This window comes from Roseiconus lacunae (assembly GCF_008312935.1).
In the GTDB taxonomy this organism is placed as follows: domain Bacteria; phylum Planctomycetota; class Planctomycetia; order Pirellulales; family Pirellulaceae; genus Stieleria; species Stieleria lacunae.
On record NZ_VSZO01000012.1, the window covers coordinates 332,479 to 355,602 of the forward strand.

A 23,124-nucleotide genomic window follows, 5' to 3' on the forward strand; every position below is an offset into this window, starting at 1 on the left:
CACACCAATTCGCTTTGCCCTAACTCCAGAAGAATAGACGCCGCGGCCGCGCATTTTTTCGGTCGCTGGCGTAGACTGGTTGCATCCTTTGCCGGTTAGATCGGCACTAAAACTCAGTCACAATCTAATCTTCGGTTGGCATCGTGCCGCGACAGTCTTCTAGGATCAAGTTGCCCCGGGCGGCATTCGCCTTCGTCACAAGTCTGTTGGCCGTATCTACCTTGGCGTCCATTGGTTGCCGTTCGCAATCTCCGCAGGAAAACGCTCAATCGGTTGCGAAAGAGTCCGAGTCTTCACCGACGATCGGTCACGATGGCCCCGCTGCCGAACCGAGCGACTTCGAACCGGACCAAGTCGATCCGAGCAGCGTCCATCGGAGTACTGATCCGACGGCGTCTTCCTTGAAAGGATTTCCCGAAGGTTTCGTTGGAACCGCGACCTGCGCCCGCTGCCACCAACCACAATACGAGAGCTATCTCAAAACTCACCACAGTCGATCACTTCGTCCGGCTTCAGCAGATGACAGCGTTTCCGGGAAAGCATTCGACCACCCGAAAAGCCAACGCAGCTATCGGATTGTTAAGAACGGTGAGCAAACGTTTCACCATGAAGAGCGTTATTTTGGTGCCTCACCTCTGACGAATGACCGAATTGTGACCGGACACTATCCGGTCGAATTTGTAATGGGCAGCGGCGCGTTCGCCAAAGCCTACCTAGTGCGTGACGGCGACTACTTGCTGCAAAGTCCTATCACCTGGTACGCCGGTGCCAAAGAATTTGAAATCGCGCCCGGATACGACTCTCCCAATCAAGTCGGTTTTCGTCGTGTTGTGACCGAAGGCTGCATGTTCTGCCATGCGGGAATTGTGTCAACCGAAAACGAGAATCCCAATCGCTTCGCCGTCCATGAACATGCGATCGGCTGTGAGCGTTGCCATGGAGCCGGGCAACAACATGCAAACCTCTACCAATCGGTGAGCCAAACGGCGACACCGATCGAGACGTCTCAGTCCGCCATATTCAATCCACGTGATAGCGACCGAGTACTCTCCGAAGCGGTTTGTGCTCAATGCCATCTTGATGGCGATGTCACCGTCTTCGCCACCAGCGTCGCCGATGGTTCGAACCCCGGCGACAAGGATGTGCAGTCCTACCATATCGGTCACTGGGACTTCCGTCCCGGTGACGACCTCGGTCGATTGCGTACGGACTACAAAGGCGTTGGTGACTTGGCGAACGACAAAACGTTCTCCAACCATTTCGATCAAATGTGGAAAAGTGACTGCTACATTCAATCGACCACGCTAACCTGCATCACCTGCCACGACCCTCACGGCGGCGCCATTCCCGAAGACAAAGTATCGCACTTCCGCAAGCTCTGTTTAGATTGTCACGGAGACATCGACTGCGAGGTTCCACATGATCGCCGAGTCGAACGTAACGCGAACGATTGCGCCGACTGCCACATGCCACATCGACCAAGCGATGTCCCACACACTTCGACGACGAATCACCGGATCGCGGTTTATCACGACGACGATTCGTCTGATACTTCCACCGGCTTGACTGCCGACTCGGAAACCAACATTCGGGTACTTCGACGTGTCGATGCCGCCAATGACCTAGGCGATGACGAACAGCGGCGACGCGACCAACTCGCGAAAGCAAAACTAGCGATCCTCAAAGTGTTCGAGGGCAACGACCAGCCCATCCTTTCGATTGACACCCACCAGTTAACCGAATCGCTGTCCGACTTGCCGCCCCATCATGCCATCATCGCCAAAGCCGCCTTCCGTCGAGGCCAGGCATTACAACGAAGCGAAGACGCTTCGCCCGACGAAATCAAACGCGAGTTCAATCGAGCCCACCACTTCGCCGTCAAAGCCCTCCGGGAAATCCAATCGCCAACCTTGCAACGCCAGGAACTGTTGGAACTACTGGCCGACAAACGAATGACCGACGAAGCCTTCGGTGAAGCGGTCGCGTTGTACGAAGAACTGGTTCGCATTCGCCGCGATCCACGCGACTGGTTCAACCTCGCACTTTGCTACGCCCAGCAAAAACGAATCGCCGACGCCGAGGCTGCGTTGCAACGTGCGATTCGGATGGACCCGGCTTACGCGAAACCCTATGGGTCACTCGCCAAAATTTACATGCATCTCGATGTCTCTATGGCCCAGCAATACGATGCACTATTTCGATTACTCGATCGGAAGCCGTGAGAAAAAATTGAAGGCACGTGACGCGTGATCGCATGGCACGTCGCCGTTCGATGGAATGTAATTGGAAGCCCCTCCCTGTCTCCCCCCCAAACTCCAGTCTTCCCTGCCATGGTCAGACCGCCATTCGATGGTTTCTCCTTAAGTTGTCGGTTCACGAAACGCGTCGCAACTCGTTGCATCATCACCTTCCTTGCGTTGGTACTATTGCTGATTGGTATCGAACGATCTGCCGCGGCGGATCGACCTAACGTCCTCATGATCTTGGTCGATGACCTAAAGCCGGCGATGGGGTGCTATGGAGACCGATTCGCCAAGACGCCTCATCTTGATGCCTTAACGTCACGAGGCATGCGGTTTGATGCGGCTTACTGCAACCAGGCGGTTTGTGCGCCTTCGCGTTTCACGTTGATGCTTGGCTCACATTCGACTTCGACAGGTCTTTACGGCTTGGGAAGCCAATTGCGGCAAATCATTCCCGATGCGGTCACGCTCCCACAACACTTTGCCAAGCACGGGTACCACACCGAATCTCTTGGCAAGATTTTCCATATCGGCCATGGCAACCACGGTGATCCCGCTTCCTTCTCGGTCCCCCACTTCAAAGAAAAGGTCATCGAGTACAACGAACCGGAAAGTACCGATGGTGGCAAACTCACTCGTGAAGAAGCGTTCTTTACCAATCAACAACTCGATCGTATCCGCAGCCTGCCACGCGGTGCTGCTTATGAAAGCCCAGACGTCCGAGACGATGCCTATGCCGATGGACGCGTCGCCGACGAGACAATCCGGCGTTTGAAGTCAGCCAAGCAGCGTCTTGAGAGAGATGGAACACCGTTTTTCATCGCGGCTGGCTTCGCAAGACCGCACCTTCCTTTTAGTGCTCCCAAAAAATATTGGGATCTGTTCGATGCGAACGAATTGCCGCTTCCACAGCATGAATCGCTGCCAAACGATGCGCCAGGCGTCGCCGGAAAGCGTGGCGGGGAAATCACCAACTACAAACCCGTCCCCGAAGATGCCAACGCACCGTTCAGTGAAGAACTGAAACGAAATCTCATCCATGGCTATTACGCTAGCACCGCCTACGTCGATGCCCAGATCGGCAAAGTGCTTCGCGGCTTGGACGAAACCGGATTGGCCGACAATACCATCATCGTCCTCTGGGGTGATCACGGCTTTCACCTAGGTGATCTTGGGATTTGGACCAAACACACCAATTACGAACAAGCGACTCGAATTCCGATCGTCATCGTCGCACCGGGCGTAACGCCACCTAAATCTTCGACTAAACAGTTAGCCGAAAGCGTCGACATCTATCCAACGCTTGCGGAACTCGCAGGTCTTCCACGACCGACCGGACCGCAGTCGATCGATGGTGTGTCGCTAGTCCCAGTTCTGGAAAATCCAGAAGCTCGCGTTCGCGACCACGCGTTCCATGCCTATCCAAAGCGAACGCTCGGCCGTGCCATTCGCACCGATCGTTATCGCTTGGTCCAATGGAAATCTCCGCAGGCTGACGAAGCCTCGGCGGAATACGAGTTGTACGATTATCAAACCGATCCCGTTGAAACTCAAAACCTGGCCGGCTCACGTCCCGCAGTGATGTCGCGTCTGAAAGCGATCTTGGCAAAGTACCCCGAGGCGGTTTCGCGGAATCCGAAGCAATCCAACAAGTCCGCTAAGACGCCACCGATTGCAAACCGATCCATCGATATCGACGTGACCGTTAAAGGGGCCAACCCATCCGGAGTCGTCCTGGCCCAGGGCGGTAACCAACTCGGCTACGCGCTTCATTTAATCGATGGGCACCCGGTCTTTGACGTTCGGATCGACGGAAAAGTCACTCGGCTGCGATCGACGATCCGGGTCAGTGGACGCACCCGCTTGCAGGCCAGCCTGGACGAACAGAAGATGACCTTGGCAATTCGTGGCGGAACGCCAATCGAGATAGCCTCCCCGGGTTTGCTGCCATCGCAGCCGATCGATGGGCTATCGGTAGGATTCGATGATCGCTCCGCCGCCGGTGACTATACCGCGCCGAATGAATTTAACGGAACGATTGTCAAACAACGCGTGTCAGTTGGAGAACCGGTACCGACCGAAATCGCAAGCTTCTCTAGCCGACCGGGTCGCTGGACCGCCAAACGAGCAAACCGCTGGTACGATCAAATCGAATGGCCTATCGGCGCGAATTATGTTCCCTCATCGGCGATCAACCAATTGGAAATGTGGCAAGCGGATACGTTTGATCCCGAAACAATCGATCGTGAACTTGGCTGGGCCGCCGACATCGGGATGAACACCATGCGTGTATTCCTGCACGATATTCCCTGGAAAACCGATTCGCAAGAATTCTTCAATCGTGTCGATCGATACCTTGAAATCGCGGACAAGCATGGGATTCGCACCATGTTTGTGTTCTTCGATGGCGTGTGGCACCCCTATCCCAAGGCCGGCCCACAACCGGAACCAACTCCCGGTGTTCACAATTCCGGCTGGGTGCAATCACCCGGACGCGACATCTTACAGGATCCGAGCAAACAAGATGCACTCAAACCGTACGTGCAATCTGTGTTGACTCGTTACAAAAACGACCACCGAGTGCTGGTCTGGGATTTGTTTAACGAACCGGACAACCCTAATTTCAATGCCTACGGCGGCGGCGGAGCGAAGATCGAATTAGACCAACCAGAAAAGACTAAGTTCGCGTTGCGACTAGTCGAAAAATCATTCGCATGGGCTCGCGAAGTCGATCCATCGCAGCCGTTGACCGTCGGCGTTTGGCGAGGCGATTACCTCACACACCCAACCGAATATCAGCGTGCGTGTCTAGAAAACTCCGACGTGATTTCATTTCACAGCTACGAACCGGAAACCAAGACACGGCAGCTAATCGAAGGCCTGGCACAATTCGGCCGCCCAATGCTATGTACCGAGTACATGGCCCGCGGGAATCAATCGACCTTCGAAGACATCTTGCCGCTTTTGCAAATGCATGATGTCGCCGCCTACAACTGGGGATTCGTCAACGGTCGTTCCCAAACGATCTATCCCTGGGATTCTTGGAAAAAGGCTTACACCGAACAACCCGATCCGTGGTTCCACGACATCTTCGACACTGACGGAACGCCCTATCGCGTCGAAGAAACAAAGCTGATTCAGGAATTGTCGACCGCTTCGAAAAAGTCCTCGGCGGGCAAGTGACAATTTGAACGCATGGTTAGTTTCGAGCTAGGCTTGCTGCGGTATGTCCAAGAATGACTTCCCGACCCGTAGGCCACTCGACGACCATGGACCAATTTTCGAACGAACAATTTCTCGCGATCGGTGCGGTCGGTATCACCATCGCGATCGGCATGCTTCTAGTCATCTTACTTGTGCTGGCTGGCTCGCTGAAACTTTGCTGTTCGATGATTGGGAATCGAACCCCGACCTACTTAGGTTGTGTCGGATGGACCATTGCCATTGGGGTCATCAACATGACCATCGCGTCGGTCGGAGGGACCTCACTTGGGCCACTTGGATATCTTATCGCGGTTCCAATTACATGGTTTGCGACGGCGTACATGCTCTCCGTCGCCGGCGAATGTAGCATCCTCCGTGGATTCGGTATCTGGATCGCCAACGGTTTTGTTTCGACAATTGGGGTCGGTCTCGTGGTGCTTTGCGCGTGCGTTCCGCTCGCCGTCATTGGTGGCTTTTCCGAAGAAGGGCTGCGTGCCCAGATGGACGGCATGAATCAAACCGCAGGTTCATCCGATGCGACATTCGAAGGCGAGTTTGAATACCCCATCCAAGATGCGACGCCCGTCGTTTTTGAAGCTGGTGACGACGTCCCTCAGCAATTCGATCCGTTCTTCGCCCCTGAGCCAGATGACTTGCCAAAGTCTTCGAACAACGACTCACAACGACCTGTCGTCACGCCACCGGTGCCCCAACCACGAACACCGTACAAGCCAAAGCGGGCGAACGACGGGAGCACGCTCAACCCGTTCTTCAAATAATCACTTTCGCAAGCGTCCACGAAACTGATCGAAAAGGTGCACCAGCGCCCAATCGAATGACATTTGCTCGGCATCAGACATCTTCATCGCTTCGGCTTGTACCTGCGATGCGGTCGCCGCCGGTCGCGCCTTCATTCCCCGCGTCAGTTGACTGATCAAAGGCGACACCAAGAGCAGAACAATCGCGACGGCCAGAGCGACTTGCATTCCACGCTTGTGACTGTTGGCGCGGACAAGATGTTGTGAGGCTTGTTCGAGCACCCGGTCTCGATGCGACTCGGACACATTGATCGAACGTCCCAGTGAAGCCAGTTGTGATTCGATGTGTCGCCTCTGTTGATCCGAAATCCCCATCAGATCACCTCGCGAAGGCGACGACTTGGTGCAAAACGATCGGATTCAGTCACACCGTGCTTGCGATCACTAGATTCGTCGCCGCCGTGTTCGTCGCCAAGTAATCGCACCAGTTTGGCCGACAGTTTTTCAAGACCGTACCGATACCGACTGGCCGCGGTGGAAGGCGATAATTCGAGGATCTCGGCGATCTCGGCGAACGTCAACTGCTCCCAAATTTTCAATACGATCACTTCACGCTGGTCGAACGGCAGCGTTTCGAGTGCTTGCCAGATCACTCGGCGTTCATCGTCTCGTTCGACCACATCGATTGAACGCCCCATCAAGCGTTCCGCCATCGAACCGATCGACGCTAACCTGGAACGCGAACGCACGATCACCAACGATTCGTTGCGGACCATTCGTAGCAAGTAGTGCCACGGACGCTCGGCACGCAAAAGGATTTCTGGACGTGACGCGACTTTCAGCATCACGGTCGCGACCGCGTCTTCGGCATCGTGCTGGCGACGAGTCACCGTCACGGAAAAGCGAACCAATCGGTCCGCCGTCAAGTCGTAAAGACTGGCCAGCGCAAACGTCCGAGTGGACGCCACCGTCGCTTGAGCAACCTCGCGGGCCGCCTGGTGAATCTGGCAATTGAATAGATTAGTGTGAGCCATAACGCGTCCATGATGCGCGTTGTCAGCTCATTTGTCTAACTTTTTTTCGTCGCCCCCGAAAAAGAGTCGAACTTCCCCGAAAACTGCCGATTTTTCGAGACGAGTGCTCCGTCTCAATTAAACGTTGGGTTCAATTCATCTGCCAACGTACGTTCGATCCGGTCATTGCACCGGAACCGTGGCAAACGCCTTTCGGCTAATCCTAAGACTGAACCGGCACAAAACACCAGACGCAAAGCGTTGCCTGTGGGGTCACCTTTGCAGGGCGACGGGACGTAGGACCAACCCAAGTAAGTCTGGTGTGCGGTCCCTTGAAAAATCCTTAACGAATCTCGAATGGGATGTTCGCCTGCCCATATTTTTTACCGACCGCGTCTTCGAGCGTGAGTTGCAATCGGTAGGTGCCTTTGCGAAGTGATTCTGGCAAGTTCATTTGGTAGGCCACAAAGTAATCACGCAATCGGTTGCGTGACCGCTGCTGATCGGCCGGCAATAGCTGACTGACCACCTTCGATCCCGATGCGTCGTAGATGTCGTAACTGCCTTCTAAACGAGTCTGGAACAATCCGCTTTGTTCGGACGCAGCAAAATTTTCGACTTCACAATACAAAATGACCTGCTGTCCGGCGGCAAATCGATTCCCGTCGAATGGTTTGATCTGCCCGTAGGATTCGATCTCGGTACAAAATTCGAGATGGCGAAGATCCAGTGAATCAGAGGCCGCGGCAAGGTAGGACGTTGCAGCACGGAATTGCGGCAGCGCTTCGGTCACTCGGCGTCCCGCCGAAGGATGACCGTCCGGATCGATCATCGTCCACAATCCCATCAACTGGTTTCGCAAGAACTCACGCTCGCTTTCCGAAAAACCATCCATCGATTCGGTCGCGGTTTCGGGATCACCCGCCAAGACCATTAAATAACGCGCGATGATTTGTCGCCGGGCCAAGTCGTTGGAGGTTTCGCCAGACTTTGGTGCGACGATCCGTTCGAGCAACTGAGAATACAAGTCATCTTCGGTGATCTGTTGTTCGGCAACCATCTTTCCGCCGGCAGATGCCATCAAGCTTGCCGAGCCGGCGTCTCCGGAAGCATGTGATACCGTTTGAACCTGTGCCGACGGTTGATCGGAATCGTCGTCGGTCACATAAGCATACGCCGCCGTCGTATTCCCACCTGCAGTTTCAGTCACCGATGGTTTGCCAACGCCGATTCGTTTTGGCCCCGGGCCTTGATAATCATCATTGGCTTCGGGCAAATCCGGCAGCGAGTTCAGCGACTTCTCGATCGCCGCGGCTAAACCCATCGGTTGATCGGTCTGATTGACCGGTCGTCGACGTACCTTGGGGGCTGGGTTCAAAGTTTTTCGAACAACTTCGGTCTGCAGTTCGTCGTGATCGCCGCTGTTCTCATTGACTTGCCGATGACTCTGATCTTGCGGTGACGGGTTTTTCGGTTTTGATTTGACAACCGGAGGTTCCGCCGCTTCGACCGGTGCCTTTGCAGATGTATCGGCGACGCTCAGGTCGCTTAGCGAAGCCGAAACCAGTCCACCAACGCTGACCTGAATATCATCATCGGTCGCCGAAACAGGACGAACAGAACTGTTCTTCGGCCCGGATTGTGTCGCGACTTTGCCGCTGGATAGTTTCGTCGTCGACTGCGACGCGCGATCACCGTTTGACTGCGAGGGTACAACCTTCGTCGTTGCCAATCGCTGCTGCGGTGCATCGACTTGCACCACCGGCGAGGAATGGTCTTCGGTCACTTGAACCATCGATCCCGATGGACGCGTCGATCGACATCCCGGCACTCCGAACACCAATACCGCCAACAGGCCGGTCAGATGCGAAGAAGCGAAAATGGATCGTTGGCTGCAGGTCTGTGACGAGCGCATCCTTGCCTCGTTATTTTTTTAAATGGAGCTAAAGTTCGAATCATTCTGATACAGCAATGCCCCGGCCGCAGCAAGCGCAGTTGCCCCGAGAGCCGATCTCACTGCATTGATTCCCTTGCTAGCAATCGAGCATTCCCATTGCCTCCTATCGGGACGTCGAAAGTACCGTGCTGTCGACTGCTAAGCCGAACCCAACCATCCTCCATCGCATACACAACAAAGCTTGCCTACTCAATGCTCACCGGTCTGGAACCGCTCACCGGTCTGGAATCGTCCTACGAGATGATTTCGCGACGGTTCTGGACGTAGTCCCAAAGGACAAATCGATCCAAGTTATTACCGCTGGTAAAAAAGACACGTCCCTTCGTCGTCTTAGCCAACCGGCTAGCGAAGCGAATGTCTTCTTCACTTTGCGACCAACTGGGAACCAAAAAGATATTGATTGTGATCCCTTCTTGGCTGCACAACATCGCTTCGCGCATCGTCGCTTGCTCCGTTTGCGGATCAGGCGGATAAAGCATGTACAGCCACTCGCCTTCGTTATGAGCCGTCGGTAAGCCATCGGTGATCAGCACGATTTGACGATTCGGCGTATCGGTAGCTGCCAAATTCTGCCGAGCGAGTTGCAGTGACCGCTGGATATTCGTGAAGTGTTGATGGATTTGCGTTTCACTGATGTGTTCATCGCTCATGTCGACCTTCAGCCGAACCCATGGGTCATGGATCGTCACGGGCTTGGGCATCAAGTTGATCACTTCGCCGGGGGCACGCATTTTGGCGAACGTGTACATCTCGATGAAACGCAAAAAGTCACCGGGATACTCTGTCTGGATCAGTCCCTGCAGAGCAAGCGCCATTCGCTTGACGTTCATGTACTGACCGTCGTAGCGCATCGAACCACTCATGTCCATCACGACACACGTGGCACACTTGGGGTGATTGCGTGTTTTATGAATTTCGATGTCATCGCCATGCAGACGCAGCGGTCGCTGGTCACCTTGTCGCAACAAGGTATTGATGACTGTCTGCGGGATATCCATGTTAGCGATCGAATCGCCAAACTCATACGGCTTGGTTTGCTGCAATTCGACGGCACCTTCGCCGACCACGTCGCCTTGATGACGTCCCGAGCGTGACGGGGCCAATTCACTAAAAATGCGTTCAAGCAATCGTCCTTGGAAAACCTTATACGCTTGTGGCGTTAATCTAAATTGACCGTTCGCCCCTCGCTCCAATCCTTGTCGCTCGGCCTGCTCGCGGATGATATTTTCAACCTGCCGGCGCATCTCTTCGAGTTGCTGCATGTCCTCGGTCGGGACGAATTGATTCAGCTTCTCCATATCGATCAGACCGATCTTTGCAGTCTTCGCCGCTTCGTCGAGTTGCTTGAGCAGTTCGTCGATCTGCTCAAGTTCTTCTTTGATCTCGAGTGCCTTTGGAATCGACATCGACTCACTGCCGGTAAAGTCGTACTTGCCAGCCAACTCCTCAAGTTGATGTTTGTCCGCCATCCGCGATGCGACTTTCAGCAAATCAGTCGAAAACGTTCCGCCGCGATCTTCACCGCGATACCACAGCGCTTCCAACAGATACGGCTGCTCTCGATTGATCGCTTCTCGAAACGTCTTGACCAGATCCTCGGGTGGGCGGACTTGCTTGGCCGCCGAATGGAACGCTTTCCGAGCCTTTTTCTGAACGCTTTGCGCTTCGTAGGTTTCTAGAATTTTGCGTTTTCGCTCGAGCAACATTTGCTTGAGGAAATCGATGCTCGGCCCCAATCCCTTGATCTGGCTGGGGTCCAACTCGACGGCGCGCGCGAGTTCTTCTTCGCTCAGTTCACGGAACTCGCCATACATCATCGCCTGCTCAAAAGCTGGCGTGATTAAATCGGGTGCTTCTTGAGTCGGGGGCGGAAAGCTTGCCGGGTCATATTTTTGATAGGCATGGATGACTCCGCCGACGGGGTGACGTTTCATTGTGATTAAATCTCGTATTCGATCTTTCCATGCCGTTGGGCTCGACTGATGCGATCGGCGCTATACAGACCGGCAAGGACAAATTCGACACAGCTCGCTCGCACCGCGTCGCTTTCAGCCGCGTTGACTTGAAACGCTAACTTCCAAGCCGGCGGAACACTTTTCAACCGTTCGGCATATTCACGGCTGGGCAATAAGTCACCGACTTCGACGCGCACCCCGCTTCGAAAGATTTCGGCGATTTCGGCCAACCCGTGTTCTTGAACGTATTCGTCGAAGACAACCTCAATCGCTTTTGCGACGACGGCATCGAGCACTTGGCGTTCGCTCATTTGATGCGTGCCCATCAAATCCAATTCGAGTTTGCCGAGCGAACTTGCGTACAAGTGTCCGAGGTCACTGACCCGTGGGACGGCAGGCTTTTCACCATGCAAGATCGCTCGTTGACGAGCCGAGGCCACCATCGTGCGAAAGTTTGCGAGTGAGAACCGAGCGGAAACCCCGGATGCCTGATCGATAAACTTACTTCGCCGAGCCTGATTGGTGATCTCTTCGATCAGTTGATACATAAAGTACGGCACTTCGACCGGATAACCACCGCCCAGGTCATCTCCGACTTCTTGACGCAGGATTTCGATTCCTTGGTCTCGTTCGCTCGGATAGTGCGTTTGAATGATCGTACCGATTCGATCTTTCAACTGCGGGATGACTTTTCCACTGCGGTTGTACGTCGACGGGTTAGCCGAAAACAGAATGACGATGTCTAAATCAAACCGGATCGGATAGCCACGGATCTGAACGTCGCGTTCTTCAAGGATGTTAAACAACCCGACCTGAACGAGGTCGTCCAATTCGGGCAGCTCGTTCATCGCAAAGATGCCGCGATGCATCCGCGGGATCAGGCCAAACGAAAGCGCCTCCTCGGCGCTCATGCTCACTCCACCGGTCAATTTCGCCGGATCGATTTCACCGATGATGTCTGCGAATTTCGTTCCCGGTGAAAGTCGCTCGGCATACCGTTCGTCACGATGCCACCACGCAATCTTAAGATCTTCCGGTTCATGCTCGGCGACCAACCGGCGCCCCAGTGAAGTCACCGGCGCGAGGGGATCTTCATGCACCGTCAAATCCGGATGATCGATGTACGGAACCCACTCGTCCAAAAACCGAGTCAACAATCGCATGATGCGACTTTTTGCTTGACCCTTTTCGCCGAGAAATAACATGTCATGACAGGCCAGGATCGCCAGATTGATTTCCGGAATCACTGTGTCATCGTATCCGACGATTCCCGGAAACAGTTCCTCTCCGAACGCCAGAGTCCGCATGAAATTGTCACGCATCTCGTGTTTGACGGATTTGGACTCCCATCCGCTGTCAATCAACTTACGGAGTGTTGTCGGACGGGTCTCAATCGTCGCCGTATTCATGCAAAAGTCTCTACAAAGGTCATCTGTCATTGATCGTCGGAGCGGTCGGAATCGAACCACACCGACGCCCGAGGCCGTGCAACAATTGTATGCATCGGCAAACCAGGGGCGCAGAGTTTTTGCGATCGTGACGGATTCGATGCCGTGACTGACCCAGGAAATCGACCCGCGATCGAGAGAGTCGCGAGGAATGAGGGGCGAAACTATTTTTCCGCGGCGTACCCCGGAGACTCCAATCGCATCCGAGCTGCCTGCTTAAGCTGCCCCCACATTAGCAAGCTTCCTGCCGCAGTGAGCAACAATAAAATCATCGTCGCCAAGACGGCCGGATGCCGCAAACGACGTCGTCGCTGCTGTGTGATCGCCGCAAATTCCTGAGCAACGATGCTTGCATCCGAAAGATGAATCTGCTGCTCCGTCCTGCCACACTGAGCATCCACAGACTCGAGACCAGATTCCATCGATTCTTCTGGTGGCGGGTCGACTTTCCAGTCGCGGTCGGCAAACTCGAAGTCCGGCAGCACCTGCCTCCGCTGCTTCAGCACCAAGCGGTGATCGGCAAACTCCGCATGCCCCGCCTGGTGCAGCGCACCGGGACGGATCCGTCCGATGTGGACTCGCGAATATCGGTCGTCCCTCTGCCGTGGATCGAGCAAGCGATAAGCCGACACCGCGACCTGCGACAATTGCTTCTGGGTTGATTCGTTCGGATCGGCCAACTGCTTCACGGCGAGTGCACGGGCCGCTTTCAACGCCGCATTCCGAATGACTGCCAAACGGGTCTCTGTTTTGCGCACCCCCAAACGAAGAAAATCATCTGGCCCCAACGTGACAGGAAACTCCATGTCGCATAGACCAGACGGACCTTCTTCGGGCGCCTTTGCATTCAATCTCGGTGGGTGTTCAGAAACGACGGTCACTTCGCTGCAATCTTCCTGTTTTGTTCCGCGACGACCTCGCCCGATTTTCGGTTTCTGGCGTTCGGTCTCCATGCAGATCACTCTCTTCCATACATAAGTTGGCATCGGCGTCCTCGCTGGTTCTTCCAGAGATGGACTTTCAATGAAAGAGACTGCCAACTTGAAAACGGTTCAGGCCCAGGATTGAACTTCCCAATCGCCGAGAAACATTTTCGAACGAGTATTATGGTTCAAAGCAGCGATCTTGGCTGCACGAAATCGAATTCCTCCGAACCTTCATCTTCACCAAAACGCCACTAAACCTTCACATTGCGAGAAACGGCGCCCGTGAGGCACCGTGACTCATTCGGAGGGTAATTTCGACGGCATTAGATACGCATTAGCGATGCTCGAAGTTCGGCCGTCGTTTTAAGATGGCACTCGGACACTCGCCCAGAAGGGGCGTTTCCGATCCGCTCGGCGGCGGACGTCTTCCAGAATTGTTTCCAATTCCCCATCAAATTCGAAGTACTGCGGAGTGCTGCGAGCACGAATCACGACAGGCTTACTTAGATCTAAGCCGATATCCGGTCTCAACCACAATTCATAAGTGTCGCTCGGTCCGTTGAACGACACCGAATTATTGCCACCGATTCGACCACTGATTTCGCCTGCCCGGATCCGCTCTTCCTGATCCCAGAGGATCGGGTTTGTGTCGACCAACGGCTTTAGCGGGCCCAATTCCAACCACCAAAAGAACTGGTCTCCCTGTCGCATCGTCACCGCCTCAAAATCACGCGGGATGGGCTTGCGCACGTGCGTCGGAACGTTCAGCCATTTAAACAACTCCGGCGTCTCTTCGTAAAAATCCTCTCGCCCGCGCCCTCGATACATCACCACCGTGACATCGTTGCGGACGTGCATATGACGATCAAGGATCGCTCCCAAGCGAACCAGCGGTGCGCCGGGGCCGGACGCGTTTCCCATCACCAAATACATGGGAACATGGCGTGCGTTGTCGTGGTAGTGACCGATCGTTTTTGACGGCTCGGCATTCACGCAAACCAGGCCTGCCCACAAGTCAGGATGTGACAATGCGATGTCCCAAGCCGCTGTCGCGCCTTCGCCATGCCCGGTAATGAAAACACGGTCGGCATCGATCGAGGCGCGTCGCATCGCGTGCCGAAGCGACGACAGAACGTTGTCGTGTTCACGCGGGGTGTATTCGTAGAGCCGCTGTGTCGGACGTCCCCAGCGAGGCGACACCACAATGTAACCGTTCCGCATTGCGTGTCCCGTGCGACTTCCCATCGCCTGGTTGAAGTCGCCAGCCCACCAAGTCAATTCGAGTTCCGGATGCGCATTTGGCGGCGGCAACACCAGCAAGCAAGGGTACTCTCGAAGCGGGTCATATTCGGGCGGCAATTGAATGATGTAATCGGGATGCTCTTCAATCGTCCGCGTTTCTGTTTCACCGGCGAGCGATCCGAGGCGATACATACCATCAATGGTTTCATCGGCCGCCCCTTCTGGCCATGGTTTCACCGGGCCCAAGTATTCAATCAACTTCGCAACGTATTCGATTTGCGCCCCTTCGATTCCCTTGAGTTGCTCCAAAATTTCTTGGCGACGGACCAGATTTGCCGACCGAAGATATTCGGCGACTAGATCTCGAACCGTCACTAGCGAACTGACCACGACCAAGTTTGTTTCGCCGGAACCGGGGCCCATCATCCACCCGGCGATCGCGAGCGCGACACGGTTTTCTGTCGGCGTTGTTTTTGAATCCTTCAGTCGGACGTAATCGCTTAATCGCGCTAACGTCGCCCCGGAGAGTCCTTGCTCGATTTCTTTGTAAATTCGCTCGATCGCCGGATCAGGCTCTCCGAGTTGTTCGATGTCATAGCGCAACGATTGAATAAGATCACTGGCTTGCTGGTCGGTCGCATCGATTTCCTCGATCGCGATCTTGACTCGTTCACGCATCGTCCTTCCGACGGATTCCATGGGAAACCCGGAAAAGATCTGACGTGCGAATTGAGGCTGACCGGCATCGGCTCGCCGTTCGGCTTCGTCCAACAATCGTTCGCCTTGAAAGACCAACAGTGCGCTCAATTGCGACTTCATGTCTTCGAGTTCGGGGAAGTCTCGAATCGCACGGGTCAATTCTTCCTCGGCAGCGCGGTAACGTTCCGATTCCATAAAGAAACGCACCACCATCAGGCGTGCGTCGAGGTCGTTTTGATCGATACGCTGGCGAAAGATTTTTTGAAATGTCTCGGGCCGGATCGATCGAGTCGAAACTCGCATGTCCCAATCGTAAGCAGGTTTGCTTTTAAGAGCTTCAATTTTCGCGTACCGAGCATTCAACTCGGTGATCCCTTGAACGATCTCGACCGGCCCATCGTGGCTACGGATTGCGATCCGTCGCCGGGCGTATTCATTGAATTCAGAAACCGAAAGGATATCGCCGATCGCTTGTATCGGATCGCCACTGACCGGCGAAAGCTGTTTGAATTCAATCGTCCGTTCGACCCCGCGAACGTCTTGCGGCTCTCCTGCGACCATACCACGGCGATGGACATAAACACGACGCAGTCCGTCATCAACTAACAGGATCGGCCGCGACTGACTTTGTGCCCCGCCGGCGCTAAATCCACTTTCATTCAGCGACGCGACATCAACTAAGAACCCCTCAAGTGCAAGACCGCTCTTAAGAATCACACGCTGATCGGCGCGAACGCGAACGGCACCGACCATCGCGGCACAAAGAATCGCACCGATTGCGATCCGGGCTTTTGCAGAAAACGTCTGCGTTCGCATCAGTTAAACCATTTGGTCAAGCGTCGTAGAAAACTCCATCGAAGTTTGCTCACGGAATGTCACCGGAGTCTGTTCCTGGGTTGCCGAATCCACCGCGCCCGACGAAGGGAACATCAGAATCGCGAAGGCGCGTTTCATCGATCGACTGAGTGGCTCGACACCGACTCGGACGGACTCAAACGCCGGCTTCGTGCTCTCAACAAACACGCCGTCTTCGACAAAAGTCCACCACGATTCGCCTCCTACCCAAACCGGCGAAAGGGTGACCTGCTCGACCATCTCCGGATCGATACTCGCGTCCGCCCCGCCGGGCGTAATTTCAGATCCCGGATCTGTCAGCCGCACTTTCGTTCCGTCCACGGGCGCGACCGAGGCAACCGGTTGACCGTTGCCGGTCAACAGCGTCGCAAACTGCAACCCGGCCGCAATCAACACCGCGGCCGCCAAACCATAGGTTGCCAGACGGGAGCGGGGTGTGGATTGTTGCGATACCGACGCAGCAAGTTCCAATTCGTGGTCCGTATTTTTGCAAGACGTTTCGGCAAACGTGCTCCAAAGCCGATAGGAGGCTTGGCAATGATCACAGCGTCCGGCATGCTCCTGCAGCGGCACGTCGGCGGTCACATCGGATCGCTGATCCAACAGTTGATTGAGTCGTTCTTCAAACTGGTCACAGTTCATTACGAAGCCCTCCGCTGACTGGATTGCAGCACATCTCGGTCACGCAGTGCACTGACCATCTGTTTGCGGGCTCGATGGACCAAGGTCTTTGCCGTCCCAACCGGACAGTCCATTTGACGAGCGATTTCGTCGTAAGACAATTCACAATCGTGAAACAACTCAAACGCGGTCCGTTGGCGGGTTGGCAGAGCCCTCAACGCCAAGCGAATCTCTTCGGCGATCGCGGAAGCTGCTAAAGCCTCTGTCATTGCCGTCGATTGAGGTTCGATCGAATCACTGAGCGGAGAATGCGACCGTCGCCGAGCCAGATGGGTGCGGGAGCGGTTGCCAGCCACCGTGGCTAACCAAGGTTCAAAAGGTCGGCGCGGATCCCAGCGATGGAGGTAACGAAGCACGCGGCTGAACGTTTCTTGGGTCGCATCCTCGGCATCCTGGCGATGCTTCAAAATGGCGAAGCATATTCCGTACACGAATGTATGGTATCGCTTCATCAGCACGGCGAACGCGGTAGCATCATCGTTGATGACCTGTTCCGCCAATGTTGCGGTCGAGAGATTGGATGGATCGTCCACGAAAGGCGCCTCGCAATAGAACTAAGCCAAGCAAACGACAATGCCAGGCAATCCAGGATACGCGCATCGATTCGCAAACGAAACAGGAATCTTGGCATCTCATCCCCAAACACGCGACGTTCGCCGGAGAGCAAGTCCGCTTCGCACCTGTCCATCGAACCGTGAGCCGAACGTACCGGTATCGAGCCTTCGTCGCCAAAGCCCACAATCCCCGAGGCGAGCGCCGCGGACCCTATAACGACAGAACGAAAACGAATACGAAGACGTTCCGACCAGGTAATGACGAGACCGTTTAACGTCCGCTGAAGAAGCGTTTGAGTGCGTCATCGGCGGCGGCCTTAGAGCTTTCCGTCATCGCCTTTTTCAGACCTTCGGGTAGCTTGCCTTTCTTCTGCTTCTTCTGCTGTCGCAGACGTTCAACCAAGGAACTGTCGTTGACGGAAAGATCCGTGCTGTCGCTGGACTCTTGCTCGACCGATGCGGATGACTCTGCCTCCTCGGCTTTCTTCAGGTCGTCGAGGCGGAATTGCCGCGTATCTGGATCGGAAAGTTTTCGCACGCGGTCGATCTGATCGGCTTCGTCCAACCAGCCGTTGACGTCGACCTCTTCGAATCGGCTATCGGATTCTTGGACCATTCGTGCGGCGGCATCACCCACGTCGGTGACTTCGGGTTTCTTCGCACCTTTCAAGCCGTGTTCGACGACGATCTCGAATTCCAGTTTGCCGAGTTTGATGTGATCGCCGGCGGAAAGGATCTTCGCCCGGTCACTGGGAAGCCGTTTTTCGTTGACGTAGGTCCCGTTGCGACTTTTCAAGTCTTGGATCAACACCCGCCCGTCGCGGATCACGATGATGCAGTGCTTACGGCTGATCGAATCACTTTTCGGCCGCAGCTGACACGATTCGCTCCGTCCAATCAGGAATTTCTCGCCGTTGACCGGGATCTCAACTCCTTCGTGACTTCCCGTCATGACCTTGAGCTTCACTTGCATACGGCACCTCTATCCTCTGACTGAATCGGCCAATCTTGGCCATTGATTTCCGCGGGCCGACAGCGCCAGATGTGCTCGAAGAGCACCGATTAGCATCGTCACGGGCTGCCGTACTCATAAATATTGTAAACAGTTCCACTGGCTGGGAAAATGCCGCAATTGCAGGATTTGAGTGAAAGACACCCCCCGAACCAGCTACCTCAACGACGAGGTGCCGCCTGATGGGACGCTTGCGCCCCGTTCCTACCTGTAGGTTATCCCACTTCGATCCTTGACGCCTTGACTCTTTTGATTGATTCGAGGGTTTTGATCCAATCTGACCGCCTGACCAATGCCCATCGTCCTGCGAACAAGTTTAACGCCGCTGAAGCCAATCGACGGAACCGTACTTATCTCGTTGAACCCGCCTTGTGACCGCAAGTTCCGCCTCGTTCAATTCCGATCCCGCATATTCGACTCCTAGCAATTGTCCAATCCGCAGCTTCATCATGTCGGCAAACTCGCTCCGATCGATCGGCTTTGACGTGAGATCTGTCACGCCAGGTAATTCCGGCGCAACGCCACTGGCACGCAAAAGCACGCTCCCGTGTTGCAGCACCGCACGCTTTGCCCGCCGCTGTGCACTCCCCACCACTTTGTAGCCACTGACAATCAAATCCTCTGCCGTCCTCCGCTGAAAACAGAGGAACGCGTCTTCTGCAAATGTTCGCTGGCGATCCAGCCGATAGGGCCGCGCGATGACACCGAACTGTTTCAAAACGTCGACGATCACCGCATGGACACCTTGGTATAAATCGTGACGAGCCCCCCGCTGACCGACAGGTGTCGCCACCGTCAAGCTATAGGTCAATTCTCGATCATGCACGATCGCACCACCTCCGGTACTACGCCGAACGACAGCCGCGTCGGCAAACCGAGGTATCGCCGCCTGGTACGTTTGAAAGTACCCCAGCGATAGCGTCGGTACATTCCAACTGTAAAACCGCAGCACCGCCTGACATGACTCACCGCGTTCGGCTCGCGCCGAGACGGATTGCAAAATCGCCTCGTCAACGGACATGTTCCAAGCCCCTTCGCCGGACCAGTGCGTCAGGGCTCGGCCGATCAGTTGCGGCTCACTCACCTTCACTCCATTTCAGAATTGGCTTGCGAGCCGCTGCGACATCATCGGGACGGCTGATCTTGGTCGAGTGCGGTGCTTCGTCGATCAAGTCACCGCTTTCTTCGGTAATCCGGAACAACGCCTGTGCGAACGCGTCCAACGTTTCTTTGCTTTCGGTCTCGGTCGGCTCGACCATCACTGCTTCTTCGACCACCAACGGGAAGTAAACCGTAGGAGCATGGAAGCCGTAATCCAACAAACGCTTGGCGATGTCCATCGCCGTCAGATGCTTGTCTTTCTTTAAACGCTTTGCCGACGCAACGAATTCATGCATGCAGCGATCGCCGTGCGGAACGTCAAGGATATGCCGCACTTTACTGAGCAAGTAATTCGCTCCCAACACGGCATCTTCACTGACCTTGCGTAGGCCTTCTTTTCCGTACGTACGAATGTAGATGTAGGCACGAACCAGGACACCGACGTTGCCAAAGAAACTGCGCACCCGACCGATCGATTTCGACGGAGCCTGACAACGATACCCGTCGCCATCACGAACGACGACCGGTCCGGGCAAGTAGTCGGCAAGGAAGTCACGAACACAAATCGGTCCGGCACCGGGACCACCACCACCGTGGGGCCCGGAGAACGTCTTGTGCGGATTGAAGTGCATCAGGTCAGCACCGAAGTCGCCCGGCCGCGCGATTCCCAAGATCGCGTTCATGTTCGCGCCGTCAAGGTAAATCAATCCGCCGGCTTCGTGAACCAAGTCGGCGATTTCGCCTACCTGTGAATCGAACAACCCTAACGTGTTCGGGTTGGTCAACATGAAGACGGCCGTCTCGTCGTTAAGCTTGCTCTTGAGGTCTTCCAGATCGACCAAGCCATCGGCGTTGCTTTTGACGGCTTTGGTTGAAAAACCAGCCATTTGGGCACTTGCCGGATTGGTCCCGTGTGCGGAGTCTGCCGTGAGCACCACCGTCCGTTGGCTTTCACCACGTTCATTAAAGTAGGCGGCCGCGACTAACAGCGCCGTCAGTTCGCCGTGAGCCCCCGCGGCGGGCTGCAGCGAAACGCCTGGCAAACCAGAGATCTCGCCCAACATGTCTTGCAGTTCGTACATCATCTGCAGCACACCACCGACGGTGCCGTCACGCTGCAACGGATGGACGTCTCCGATACCCGCCAACGATGCCATCCGCTCGTTGCGTTTGGGGTTGTACTTCATCGTACAGGAACCCAGCGGATAAAAATGCGTGTCGACGCTCATGTTCAAAGTCGACAAGTTCACGAAGTGCCGCACGACGTCGCCTTCGGCAACTTCCGGTAACGGTGGTGGCTCGTCGGCCAGCACATCGGCGGGCAACAGTTCGCTGATCGCTTCAGCCGATTCCGGCAGCGACGGTAAATGATGAGCGCGACGCCCCGGTCGGCTCATTTCAAAAATCAGTTTGGTTGCTTGTTGATTTCGCATTGGTTTGCTTCCCCCCTTCTAAACCGTTTCCGCCAAGTGAACCGAGTCGGCGACCTGCGCCGCGTCGAGAACCGCCATCAACCGATCCAGCTCGGTTTCGGTTCGCTTCTCGGTCACCGCAACCAAGAAACAGTCGTCGTACCGCCCGCCACAGGCTCCTTCGGCGACGTCGCTGACCGGCACCCCAGCCAACACGCCTTCGGCGGCCGCCCGCCTCATCAAACCGGTCACGTCGGCTTCGCGATCACGGACCAAGAACTCTTTGAACACCGGCCCGGAATGCACCAATTCGAAGCGTTCGCTGGCGGCAAATCGATCGCGAGCCAGGTTGGCTTTAACGACGCAATGCTCGGCCGTTTCCTTTAGTCCCTGCGGACCAAGCAAACTCAAGTAAACGGTCGCCCGAAGCGCGAGCAGCGTCTGGTTGCTACAGATATTACTGGTCGCCTTCTCACGGCGAATGTGCTGCTCTCTTGTTTGCAGCGTCAGCACCCAGCAACGATTCCCACGACGATCGATCGTTTGCCCGGCGATACGTCCCGGCATCCTCCGCATCAACTCTTTACGACAGGCGATGATTCCCAAGTAGGGCCCACCGTATGCCAAGGGATTACCGAGTGATTGACCTTCGGCGACGGCGATATCGACGCCAAGATCACCGGGTCGCTTGAGCAAGCCGACGCTGATCGGGTCAAACGACTGGATCACCAACGCACCTTTTTCGTGGGCGGTATCGGCAATCTTTTGAACCTGTTCCAGGCGACCGAAGAAGTTTGGGTGCTGAATCAACACACACGCGGTTTCGTCATCGATCGCGTCGATCAACGGATCACTGCAGCCCGACTCGTCCGATTCGACGACCACCAACTCTGCCTCGATACCCACCAGATAAGACCGCAGGATCTCGAGGTACTGCGGGTGCACCGCGTCGGAGGTGACCACCTTGTGACGTTTCTTGACCGAAGCGAGCGCCATCAAGACCGCTTCGGTTGCGGCCGACCCACCGTCGTACAAGCTGGCGTTGCTGACATCCAAACCGCTGATCTGACTGACCATCGTTTCGTATTCAAACATCACCTGCAAATTGCCCTGGCTGACTTCGGCCTGATAGGGCGTGTAAGAGGTGTAGTATTCGCCTCGCGATGCCATCTCGTCGACGACTGCGGGGATGAAGTGGTCGTAGGCACCGGCGCCCATAAAGCAAATGTGGCTGGCGACCGAGCAATTCTTCGCGGCCAGCGAACGCAACTCCGCTTCCAGTGACATCTCATCGGCGGCCGGCGGCAAGTCCAACGGTCGCTGCATTTGCAACGCCTGGGGAACTTGGCCGTCAATGATTTCGTCGATCGATTCCGCGCCGATCGATCGCAACATTTCCCGGCGATCATCATCGGTGTGAAACAAGTACCCTTTCATCAATCAGAATTCCGTGGTCGTCAAACGAGAAAGTGAAGATCGTTCACGCCGCGAATTCTGCGCGCGGGAACTTCAACGGATCAGCCGGATCCTTGTCATGTTGCCTTCCCTGCAATCGATTCGGTAAAAGCGTTAGGCCGATTCGGCACACTGCTTTTGATAAGTCGGGTAATCCATCAGCGATGCCAAACCGGAATCGTCGCTGACTTTGATCTTGATCACCCAACCGAAGTCGTAGGGATCGTCATTCAGACCATCCAGGTTGTCGGGCAAGTCCGCGTGGACTTCGACAATTTCGCCGGCCACCGGGCAATACAGCGGGCTAACCGCTTTGACCGATTCGACTTCACCAAACTCTTCGCCACTGTCGAACGTTTTTCCGACTTCGGGCAAATCCATGTAAACGAGGTCGTTGAGTTGTTCGATCGCGAAATCGGAAATCCCGATCGTCGCAATTTTTTGTCCGCCTTCATCGGACACATCAACCCATTCATGAGTTTCGGCGTACAGCAGTTTGCTCTTATCGCGTGACACGGATCAGGGTTCCTTTTCGGCAAGCGTTCAAGTGGAAAGAAACGGGTAAGTAATTCGAGAGTCAACAAGACAACGATTTAAGACAGTGATTCA

17 protein-coding genes are annotated in these 23,124 nt (G+C 55.2%); 3 read left to right on the forward strand and 14 right to left on the reverse strand.

The features are described from left to right. The first annotated feature begins 206 nt into the window (after positions 1 to 206). The 3 genes from FYC48_RS17445 (at position 207) to FYC48_RS17460 (ending at position 6,226) form a co-directional block, all read left to right on the forward strand. Positions 207 to 2,222 carry a cytochrome c3 family protein gene (locus FYC48_RS17445; protein WP_160149593.1) on the forward strand — a complete coding sequence of 672 codons (2,016 nt, stop codon included), beginning with the start codon at positions 207 to 209 and terminating at the stop codon, positions 2,220 to 2,222. A 108-nt stretch (positions 2,223 to 2,330) separates the two neighbouring features. Next, a complete protein-coding gene (locus FYC48_RS28170; RefSeq protein ID WP_200836636.1) occupies positions 2,331 to 5,426 on the forward strand; it encodes a sulfatase-like hydrolase/transferase in 3,096 nt (1,031 codons plus the stop codon). An 86-nt stretch (positions 5,427 to 5,512) separates the two neighbouring features. Then, positions 5,513 to 6,226 carry a hypothetical protein gene (locus tag FYC48_RS17460; RefSeq protein ID WP_149498007.1) on the forward strand — a complete coding sequence of 238 codons (714 nt, stop codon included), beginning with the start codon at positions 5,513 to 5,515 and terminating at the stop codon, positions 6,224 to 6,226. On the opposite strand, the gene FYC48_RS17465 is transcribed toward FYC48_RS17460, so the two are convergent. The 14 genes from FYC48_RS17465 to gcvH form a co-directional block, all read right to left on the reverse strand. Then, complete coding sequence (locus FYC48_RS17465) at positions 6,227 to 6,580, reverse strand: hypothetical protein (protein ID WP_149498008.1); 354 nt, start codon at positions 6,578 to 6,580, stop codon at positions 6,227 to 6,229. It abuts the gene before it with no gap. Further along, positions 6,580 to 7,239: an RNA polymerase sigma factor gene (locus tag FYC48_RS17470; RefSeq protein ID WP_149498009.1), complete on the reverse strand. Its 660-nt coding sequence runs from the start codon at positions 7,237 to 7,239 to the stop codon at positions 6,580 to 6,582. Before FYC48_RS17470 ends, FYC48_RS17465 begins: the two co-directional genes overlap by 1 nt. 322 nt (positions 7,240 to 7,561) lie before the next feature. Then, positions 7,562 to 9,133: a hypothetical protein gene (locus tag FYC48_RS17475; protein ID WP_149498010.1), complete on the reverse strand. Its 1,572-nt coding sequence runs from the start codon at positions 9,131 to 9,133 to the stop codon at positions 7,562 to 7,564. Between the two features lie 275 nt (positions 9,134 to 9,408). Continuing rightward, complete coding sequence (locus FYC48_RS17480; protein ID WP_149498011.1) at positions 9,409 to 11,109, reverse strand: vWA domain-containing protein; 1,701 nt, start codon at positions 11,107 to 11,109, stop codon at positions 9,409 to 9,411. Between the two features lie 5 nt (positions 11,110 to 11,114). Then, a complete protein-coding gene (locus FYC48_RS17485; protein ID WP_149498012.1) occupies positions 11,115 to 12,539 on the reverse strand; it encodes a magnesium chelatase in 1,425 nt (474 codons plus the stop codon). A 203-nt stretch (positions 12,540 to 12,742) separates the two neighbouring features. Next, positions 12,743 to 13,564 (reverse strand): hypothetical protein, encoded by an 822-nt coding sequence (locus FYC48_RS17490; RefSeq protein WP_149498013.1) that lies wholly within the window; start codon positions 13,562 to 13,564, stop codon positions 12,743 to 12,745. 303 nt (positions 13,565 to 13,867) lie between these two features. Further along, complete coding sequence (locus tag FYC48_RS17495) at positions 13,868 to 16,261, reverse strand: alpha/beta hydrolase (RefSeq protein ID WP_235034303.1); 2,394 nt, start codon at positions 16,259 to 16,261, stop codon at positions 13,868 to 13,870. A gap of 3 nt (positions 16,262 to 16,264) precedes the next feature. After that, entirely contained in the window at positions 16,265 to 16,942 is a 678-nt protein-coding gene (locus tag FYC48_RS17500) for an anti-sigma factor family protein (protein ID WP_149498014.1), read from the reverse strand. Continuing rightward, a complete protein-coding gene (locus tag FYC48_RS17505; RefSeq protein ID WP_149498015.1) occupies positions 16,942 to 17,514 on the reverse strand; it encodes an RNA polymerase sigma factor in 573 nt (190 codons plus the stop codon). The genes FYC48_RS17500 and FYC48_RS17505 overlap by 1 nt, the downstream gene beginning before the upstream one ends. Positions 17,515 to 17,806: 292 nt before the next feature. Then, a complete protein-coding gene (locus tag FYC48_RS17510) occupies positions 17,807 to 18,508 on the reverse strand; it encodes an FHA domain-containing protein (RefSeq protein ID WP_149498016.1) in 702 nt (233 codons plus the stop codon). 355 nt (positions 18,509 to 18,863) lie between these two features. After that, positions 18,864 to 19,631, reverse strand: coding sequence for a lipoate--protein ligase family protein (locus FYC48_RS17515; RefSeq protein WP_149498017.1), 768 nt, complete (start codon positions 19,629 to 19,631; stop codon positions 18,864 to 18,866). Next, positions 19,624 to 21,081, reverse strand: coding sequence for an aminomethyl-transferring glycine dehydrogenase subunit GcvPB (gene gcvPB, locus FYC48_RS17520; protein ID WP_149498018.1), 1,458 nt, complete (start codon positions 21,079 to 21,081; stop codon positions 19,624 to 19,626). The genes FYC48_RS17515 and gcvPB overlap by 8 nt, the downstream gene beginning before the upstream one ends. 18 nt (positions 21,082 to 21,099) lie before the next feature. Continuing rightward, complete coding sequence (gcvPA, locus tag FYC48_RS17525; protein ID WP_149498019.1) at positions 21,100 to 22,497, reverse strand: aminomethyl-transferring glycine dehydrogenase subunit GcvPA; 1,398 nt, start codon at positions 22,495 to 22,497, stop codon at positions 21,100 to 21,102. A gap of 132 nt (positions 22,498 to 22,629) precedes the next feature. Next, positions 22,630 to 23,031, reverse strand: a complete 402-nt coding sequence (gene gcvH / locus FYC48_RS17530) for a glycine cleavage system protein GcvH (RefSeq protein ID WP_149498020.1) — start codon at positions 23,029 to 23,031, stop codon at positions 22,630 to 22,632. Positions 23,032 to 23,124: the final 93 nt, after the last annotated feature.